Here is a 9,027-nt window from a genome sequence, read left to right on the forward strand (position 1 = left end):
TGATTTCCGGGGTCGTGCCTCTAATGTTGAAGGCTGAGCCGGAACAAAGTAGGTAGTTTTTGCAAATATGTTGACGCACGGATACGAGAGACGCTTATACACCAGCGGTTCCCGGTGCAAGCTATTGAAAGGAAGGCACGACTCAGCGAACTGGTGTGGACCTCGAACCGGGTCGTTGTTAATTTCCTGCCGACCACTCATATGGATAATTTTGGTGGTGCTGCTGCATCGGGAACCCTCACTCATTCTGGTTTGGTAGATCAATTTGGGCTGGTGTTTTTTCAGGGACAACGATCGGCTTTTCCTCAGCACGCAGGGCTCGGGTCATTTCTTTTCGAATGCCGATGTACTCGAGTTGGCCGCGCGGTTGCAGGCGGTGTTGGTGGGGATGGCCGCGGATCCCATGCGGCGGGTGGCGGGGCTGGATGTGCTCGATGGGGTTGAGCATGCCCGGTTAGAGCGGTTCAGCAACCGTGCCGTGTTGGCCCGCCCCGGGGTGGGGTGTCGGTTCCGGTGGTGTTTGGCGCACAGGTGGGCCGCACCCCGGATGCGGTGGGCTTAGTTGTGGGGGGCGGTGGTGGAGTTATCGGGAGCTGGATGCGGCGGCTAACCGGCTAGCGGGGGTGTTGATCGGTTACGGCGCTGGTCGGGGTGGGTGTGTGGGGCTGCTGGTGCCGCGCTCGGGGGAGGCGGTGGTGGCGATCGTGGCGGTGTTAAAGACGGGGGCGGCCTATGTGCCGATAGATCCCGCGTGGCCGGATGCGCGGGTGGGGTTTGTGCTGGCCGATGCCGCCCCGGTGGTGGTGATCAGCACCGCGGGGCTGCGGGGCCGCCTGCAGGGGTGCGCGGTGCCGGTTATTGAGGTCAGCGATCCGGTGGTGGGCACGCAGCCGGCCGCGGCGCCGCCGGCGCCGGGCCCCGAGGACATCGCCTACATCATCTACACCTCGGGCACCACCGGCGCCCCGAAGGGGGTGGCGGTCACCCACCGCGGCATCACCGGGTTGTTTGACTCCCTGGATGCCGGTGTGGGGCTGACACCAGGGCAGGTGTGGTCGCAGTGTCATTCGCTGGCGTTCGACTTTTCGGTGTGGGAGATTTTCGGCGCGTTGTTGGGTGGGGCCGGCTGGTGGTGGTGCCCGAGGAGACGGTGGGCAGCCCCGAGGAGTTTCACGCGCTGTTGGTGGCCGAGCGGGTAAGTGTGCTAAGCCAAACGCCGTCGGCGTTGGCGGTGTTGGCCGCGGGGGGGTTGGAGTCGACGACGCTGGTGGTGGCGGGGAGCCCTGCCCGGGGGAGCTGGTGGATCGCTGGGCGCCGGGGCGGGTGATGCTTAACGCTTATGGGCCCACCGAGACCACGGTGTATGCGACGGTCAGCGCCCCGTTGGCCGCTGGTGTGGGGGCGCCGCCGATTGGGGCGCCGGTGGCGGGGGCGGCGTTGTTTGTGCTGGATGGGTGGTTGCGCCGGTGCCGGTGGGGGTGGTGGGGGAGTTGTATGTGGCCGGCATGGGGGTGGGGTGTGGGTATGTGCGCCGGGCGGGGTTGACGGCTCGGTTTGTGGCCTGCCGTTTGGGGGGGTGGGGGCGCGGATGTATCGCAGTGGGGATTTGGTGCGCTGGCGTGGCGATGGGCAGCTCGATTATGTGGGCCGCGCCGATGAGCAGGTCAAAATCCGGGGGTATCGCATCGAGCCCGGTGAGGTGCAGGCGGTGCTGGCCGGGTTGGCGGGGTGGAGCAGGCGGTGGTGATCGCCCGTGAGGACCGCCCCGGGGATAAGCGCCTGGTGGCCTATATCACCGGGGAGGCCGACCCGGTGGGGGCGCGCGCCGCGCTGGCCGAGCGGCTGCCGGGCTATATGCTGCCCGCGGCGGTGATCGCCTTAGACAGGCTGCCGTTGACCGTCAACGGCAAGCTGGATCGGCGCGCCCTGCCGGCCCCCGACTACGGGGACGTGGAGCGCTACCGGGCCCCCTCGTCTGCCACCGAGGAGATCTTGGCCGGGATCTACGCCGGGGTGCTGGGGCTTGAGCGGGTCGGGGTGGAGGACTCGTTTTTCGATTTGGGTGGGATTCGCTGTCGGCGATGCGCCTGGTCGCGGCGGTTAACAGCGCCTTGGATGCCGCGGTGACGGTGCGGGTGGTGTTTGAGGCGCCCACGGGGCGCAGTTGGCGAGCCGTGTGGGGGTGGGGGCGGGCCGGTTGGCGCCGGTGGTGGCCGTGGAGCGCCCGGCGGTTGGTGCCGTTGTCGTTTGCCCAGCAGCGGTTGTGGTTTATCGACCAGTTGCAGGGGCTTCAGCGGTGTACAACATTGCGGCGGCGTTGCGGTTGTGTGGGCGCCTGGATGCGGGGGCGTTGGGTGCGGCGCTGGGGGATGTGGTGGGCCGCCATGAGAGCCTGCGCACGCTGTTTCCCGCGGTGGGGGGCACGCCTCGGAGCTGATCGTTCCCGTTGAGCGGGCCGATTTCGGGTGGGGGGTAGTCGATGCCGCCGGCTGGCCGTCGACGCGCCTGGAGGAGGCCATCGGCGCGTGGGGCGTCACCGGTTTGATTTGGCGCCGAGATTCCGTTGCGGGCGGCTTTTCCGTGTGGGCGCCGATGAGCATGTGCTGGTGGTGGTGATCCATCATATCGCCGCTGATGGCTGGTCGTTGCGCCGTTGGTGCGCGATTTGGGGGTGGCCTATGCCAGCCGGTGCGAGGGGCGGGCCCCGGATTGGGAGCCGTTGGCGGTGCAGTACGCGATTACACGCTATGGCAGCGGGAGCAGTTGGGGGATCTTGAGGATGGTGGCAGTCGCATCGCCGCGCAGCTGGCCTATTGGGAGCAGGCGTTGGCGGGGCTGCCGAGCGGGTGGTTCTTCCCACCGATCGGCCCTATCCGGCGGTGCCGATCAGCGCGGCGCCAGTGTGCCCGTTGACTGGCCGGCGGGGTTGCAGCGGCAGATCGCCCGGTTGGCCCGGGAGCACAATGCCACCGGTTTATGGTGGTGCAGGCCGCCCTGGCGGTGTTGTTGGGCAAGCTGGGCGCCGGCAGTGATGTGGCGGTGGGTTTCCCGATCGCCGGCGGGGTGATCCCGCGCTCGATGAGTTGGTGGGGTTTTTTGTCAACACCTTGGTGTTGCGGGTGGATTTGGGGGGCAATCCCACCGTGGGGGAGCTGCTGGGGCGGGTGCGGGCGCGCAGCCTGGCCGCCTACGAGCACCAGGATGTGCCCTTTGAGGTGCTGGTGGAGCGGCTTAACCCCACCGCAGCCTGGCCCATCACCCGCTGGTGCAGGTGATGCTGGCTGGCAAGACAGCCAGCCCCCGCTGCCGGCTTTGGGTGATGTGCAGGTCACCCCGCTGGGGGTGGACACCGGTACCGCGCGCATGGATTTGGTGTTTAACGTGGCGGAGCGCTGGGGTGAGGGCGGTGAGCCCGCCGGTATCGGGGGGACGGTGGAGTTTCGCACCGATGTGTTTGATCGCGCCAGCATTGAGGCGCTGATCGCGCGGTTGCAGGCGGTGTTGGTGGGGATGGCCGCGGATCCCATGCGGCGGGTGTCGGGGCTGGATGTGCTCGATGGGGTCGAGCATGCCCGGTTAGAGCGGTTCAGCAACCGTGCCGTGTTGGCCGGCCCGCCCCGGGTGGGGTGTCGGTTCCGGTGGTGTTTGGCGCGCAGGTGGGCCGCACCCCGGATGCGGTGGCGCTTAGTTGTGGGGGCGGTGGTGGAGTTATCGGGAGCTGGATGCGGCGGCTAACCGGCTAGCGGGGGTGTTGATCGGTTACGGCGCTGGTCGGGTGGGTGTGTGGGGCTGCTGGTGCGCGCTCGGGGGAGGCGGTGGTGGCGATCGTGGCGGTGTTAAAGACGGGGGCGGCCTATGTGCCGATAGATCCCGCGTGGCCGGATGCGCGGGTGGGTTTGTGCTGGCCGATGCCGCCCGGTGGTGGTGATCAGCACCGCGGGGCTGCGGGCCGCCTGCAGGGGTGCGCGGCGCCGGTTATTGAGGTCAGCGATCCGGTGGTGGGCACGCAGCCGCCGCGGCGCCGCCGGCGCCGGGCCCGAGGACATCGCCTACATCATCTACACCTCGGGCACCACCGGCGCCCCGAAGGGGGTGGCGGTCACCCACCGCGGCATCACCGGGGTGCTGGGGGGCGTGGAGGCGGTCTTGCGGCGGGGGAACGTGGTCGCAGTGGCATTCACTGGCGTTCGACGTGTCGGTGTGGGAGATTTTCGGCGCGTTGTTGGGTGGGGGCCGGCTGGTGGTGGTGCCCGAGGAGACGGTGGGCAGCCCGAGGAGTTTCACGCGCTGTTGGTGGCGAGCGGGTAAGTGTGCTAAGCCAAACGCCGTCGGCGTTGGCGGTGTTGGCCGCGGGGGGGTTGGAGTCGACGACGCTTGGTGGTGGCGGGGGAGCCCTGCCCGGGGGAGCTGGTGGATCGCTGGGCGCCGGGGCGGGTGATGCTTAACGCCTACGGCGAGACCGAAACGTTTTATGCGGCGATCAGCGCGCCGTTGGCCGCTGGTGTGGGGGCGCCGCCGATTGGGGCGCCGGTGGCGGGGGCGGCGTTGTTTGTGCTGGATGGTGGTTGCGCCCGGTGCCGGTGGGGTGGTGGGGAGTTGTATGTGGCCGGCATGGGTTGGGGTGTGGGTATGTGCGCCGGGCGGGGTTGACGGCCTCGGGTTTGTGGCCTGCCCGTTTGGCGGGGTGGGGGCGCGGATGTATCGCACGGGGATGTGGTGCGGTGGGGCGCTGATGGGCAGCTGCGCTATGTGGGCCGCGCCGATGAGCAGGTCAAAATCGGGGGTATCGCATCGAGCCCGGTGAGGTGCAGGCGGTGCTGGCCGGTTTGGCGGGGGTGGAGCAGGCGGTGGTGATCGCCGTGAGGACCGCCCCGGGGATAAGCGCCTGGTGGCCTATATCACCGGGGAGGCCGACCCGGTGGGGGCGCGCGCGCGCTGGCCGAGCGGCTGCCGGGCTATATGCTGCCCGCGGCGGTGATCGCCTTAGACAGGCTGCCGTTGACCGTCAACGGCAAGCTGGATCGGCGCGCCCTGCCGGCCCCCGACTACGGGGACGTGGAGCGCTACCGGGCCCCCTCGTCTGCCACCGAGGAGATCTTGGCCGGGATCTACGCCGGGGTGCTGGGGTTGAGCGGGTCGGGGTGGAGGACTCGTTTTTCGATTTTGGGTGGGGATTCGCTGTCGGCGATGCGCCTGGTCGCGGCGGTTAACAGCGCCTTGGATGCCGCGGTGACGGTGCGGGGTGGTGTTTGAGGCGCCCACGGTGGCGCAGTTGGCGAGCCGTGTGGGGTGGGGGCGGGGCGGTTGGCGCCGGTGGTGGCCGTGGAGCGCCCGGCGGTGGTGCCGTTGTCGTTTGCCCAGCAGCGGTTGTGGTTTATCGACCAGTTGCAGGGGCCTTCAGCGGTGTACAACATTGCGGCGGCGTTGCGGTTGTGTGGGCGCTGGATGCGGGGGCGTTGGGTGCGGCGCTGGGGGATGTGGTGGGCCGCCATGAGAGCCTGCGCACGCTGTTTCCCGCGGTGGGGGGCACGCCTCGGCAGCTGATCGTTCCCGTTGAGCGGGCCGATTTCGGTGGGGGGTAGTCGATGCCGCCGGCTGGCCGTCGGCGCGCCTGGAGGAGGCCATCGGCGCGGTGGGCGTCACCGGTTTGATTTGGCCGCCGAGATTCCGTTGCGGGCGCGGCTTTTCCGTGTGGGCGCCGATGAGCATGTGCTGGTGGTGGTGATCATCATATCGCCGCTGATGGCTGGTCGTTGCGGCCCGTTGGTGCGCGATTTGGGGGTGGCTATGCCAGCCGGTGCGAGGGGCGGGCCCGGATTGGGAGCCGTTGGCGGTGCAGTACGCCGATTACACGCTATGGCAGCGGGAGCAGTTGGGGGATCTTGAGGATGGTGGCAGTCGCATCGCCGCGCAGCTGGCCTATTGGGAGCAGGCGTTGGCGGGGCTGCCCGAGCGGGTGGTTCTTCCCACCGATCGGCCCTATCCGGCGGTGGCCGATCAGCGCGGCGCCAGTGTGCCCGTTGACTGGCCGGCGGGGTTGCAGCGGCAGATCGCCCGGTTGGCCCGGGAGCACAATGCCACCGGTTTTATGGTGGTGCAGGCCGCCCTGGCGGTGTTGTTGGGCAAGCTGGGCGCCGGCAGTGATGTGGCGGTGGGTTTCCCGATCGCCGGGCGGGGTGATCCCGCGCTCGATGAGTTGGTGGGGTTTTTCGTCAACACCTTGGTGTTGCGGGTGGATTTGGGGGGAAATCCCACCGTGGGGGAGCTGCTGGGGCGGGTGCGGGCGCGCAGCCTGGCCGCCTACGAGCACCAGGATGTGCCCTTTGAGGTGCTGGTGGAGCGGCTTAACCCCACCCGCAGCCTGGCCCATCACCCGCTGGTGCAGGTGATGCTGGCCTGGCAAGACAGCCAGCCCCCGCTGCCGGTTTGGGCGATGTGCAGGTCACCCCGCTGGGGGTGGACACCGGTACCGCGCGCATGGATTGGTGTTTACGTGGCGGAGCGCTGGGGTGAGGCGGTGAGCCCGCCGGTATCGGGGGGACGGTGGAGTTTCGCACCGATGTGTTTGATCGCGCCAGCATTGAGGCGCTGATCGCGGCGGTTGCAGGCGGTGTTGGTGGGGATGGCCGCGGATCCCATGCGGCGGGTGTCGGGGCTGGATTGCTCGATGGGGTTGAGCATGCCCGGTTAGAGCGGTTCAGCAACCGTGCCGTGTTGGCCCGGCCCGCCCCGGGTGGGGTGTCGGTTCCGGTGGTGTTTGGCGCGCAGGTGGGCCGCACCCCGGATCGGTGGCGCTTAGTTGTGGGGGGCGGTGGTGGAGTTATCGGGAGCTGGATGCGCGGCTAACCGCTAGCGGGGGTGTTGATCGGTTACGGCGCTGGTCGGGGTGGGTGTGTGGGGCTGCTGGTGCCGCGCTCGGGGGAGGCGGTGGTGGCGATCGTGGCGGTGTTAAAGACGGGGGCGGCCTATGTGCCGATAGATCCGCGTGGCCGGATGCGCGGGTGGGGTTTGTGCTGGCCGATGCCGCCCCGGTGGTGGTGATCAGCACTGCGGGGCTGCGGGGCCGCCTGCAGGGGTGCGCGGTGCCGGTTATTGAGGTCAGCGATCCGTGGTGGGCACGCAGCCGGCCGCGGCGCCGCCGGCGCCGGGCCCCGAGGACATCGCCTACATCATCTACACCTCGGGCACCACCGGCGCCCCGAAGGGGGTGGCGGTCACCCACCGCGGCATCACCGGGTGCTGGGGGGCGTGGAGGCGGTCTTGCCGGCGGGGGAACGTGGGCGCTGTGTCATTCGCTGGCGTTCGACTTTTCGGCTGTGGGAGATTTTCGGCGCGTTGTTGGTGGGGGCCGGCTGGTGGTGGTGCCCGAGGAGACGGTGGGCAGCCCCGAGGAGTTTCACGCGCTGTTGGTGGCCGAGCGGGTAAGTGTGCTGACCCAAACGCCGTCGGCGTTGGCGGTGTTGGCCGCGGGGGGTTGGAGTCGGCGACGCTGGTGGTGGGCGGGGAGCCCTGCCCGGGGGAGCTGGTGGATCGCTGGGCGCCGGGGCGGTGATGCTTAAGCTTATGGGCCCACCGAGACCACGGTGTATGCGACGGTCAGCGCGCCGTTGGCCGTGGTGTGGGGGCGCCGCCGATTGGGGCGCCGGTGGCGGGGGCGGCGTTGTTTGTGCTGGATGGGTGGTTGCGCCCGGTGCCGGTGGGGGTGGTGGGGGAGTTGTATGTGGCCGGCATGGGGGTGGGGTGTGGGTATGTGCGCCGGGCGGGGTTGACGGCCTCGCGGTTTTGGCATGCCCGTTTGGGGGGGTGGGGCGCGGATGTATCGCAGTGGGGATTTGGTGCGCTGGCGTGGCGATGGGCAGCTCGATTATGTGGGTCGCGCCGATGAGCAGGTCAAAATCCGGGGGTATCGCATCGAGCTTGGTGAGGTGCAGGCGGTGCTGGCCGGGTTGGCGGGGGTGGAGCAGGCGGTGGTGATCGCCCGTGAGGACCGCCCCGGGGATAAGCGCCTGGTGGCCTATATCACCGGGGAGGCCGACCCGGTGGGGGCGCGCGCCGCGCTGGCCGAGCGGCTGCCGGGCTATATGCTGCCCGCGGCGGTGATCGCCTTAGACAGGCTGCCGTTGACCGTCAACGGCAAGCTGGATCGGCGCGCCCTGCCGGCCCCCGACTACGGGGACGTGGAGCGCTACCGGGCCCCCTCGTCTGCCACCGAGGAGATCTTGGCCGGGATCTACGCCGGGGTGCTGGGGCTTGAGCGGGTCGGGGTGGAGGACTCGTTTTTCGATTTGGGTGGGGACAGTATTTCGGCGATGCAGGTGGTGGCGCGGGCGCGGGGGGCTGGGTTGTTGTGCCGGCCGCGTGATGTTTTTGTGGAGCAGACGGTGGCCGGGCTGGCCGGGTGGTGGTGCCAGTTGGTGGGGTCGGACCGGGTGATGAGGGTGTGGGGCCGGTGGCGCCCACCCGATCATGTGCTGGTTGGCCGGTGTGGGGGGGCCCACCGGGCAGTTCAATCAGATGCTGGTGCTGCAGGCGCCTGCGGGGGTGAGTCATGAGGATGTGGTGGTGTTGGTGCAGGCGCTGCTGGATCGGCATGCCATGTTGCGGGCGCGGGTGGACGATGACGGGGCTGGGGGCTGGGTGTTGCGGGTGCCTGAGGCGGGGGCGGTGGATGCGCGCGGGTGCGTGCAGGTGGTGGAGGGGCTTTGTGAGCGGGCCCTGATTGGGGCGCGTTCGCGGCTTGACCCGGCCGGGGGGGTGATGCTGAGCGCTTGTGGGTGACCTCGACGAGCCAGCTGGTGGTGATGGTTCACCATCTGGTTATTGATGCGGTGTCGTGGGGGATTGTGCTGGAGGATCTCAACACCGCCTGGGCCCAGCCGTGGGGGGCGGCCGGTGGTGTTGGCGCCGGTGGGGACGTCGTTTGCCCGGTGGGCGGGGGTGCTGGCGGAGTATGCGCGTCGGGTGGAGGTTGTGGATCAGGCGGGGTGTGGCGGCAGGTGGCGGCGGTTCCGGCCGCGTTGCCGGCGC

General features: G+C 69.3%; 1 protein-coding gene and 1 pseudogene. One reads left to right on the forward strand and one right to left on the reverse strand.

Annotated features, from left to right (window positions below; genetic code table 11):
• Positions 1–238: 238 nt before the first annotated feature.
• Complete coding sequence (locus tag MSM1_RS21320) at positions 239–448, reverse strand: hypothetical protein (protein ID WP_213446302.1); 210 nt, start codon at positions 446–448, stop codon at positions 239–241.
• Here MSM1_RS21320 and MSM1_RS23155 point away from each other — a divergent pair.
• Positions 389–9,027 (forward strand): annotated as a pseudogene (locus MSM1_RS23155) (amino acid adenylation domain-containing protein); the annotation flags it as partial. The gene MSM1_RS21320 and the pseudogene MSM1_RS23155 overlap by 60 nt on opposite strands.

The organism is Mycobacterium sp. SM1, from assembly GCF_018361265.1.
Taxonomy (GTDB): domain Bacteria; phylum Actinomycetota; class Actinomycetes; order Mycobacteriales; family Mycobacteriaceae; genus Mycobacterium.

What these genes read in the sequence shown, in the direction of transcription:
- MSM1_RS21320 (WP_213446302.1), bottom strand. Translation starts at nt 448, where the DNA reads ATGCTCAACCCCATCGAGCACATCCAGCCCCGCCACCCGCCGCATGGG.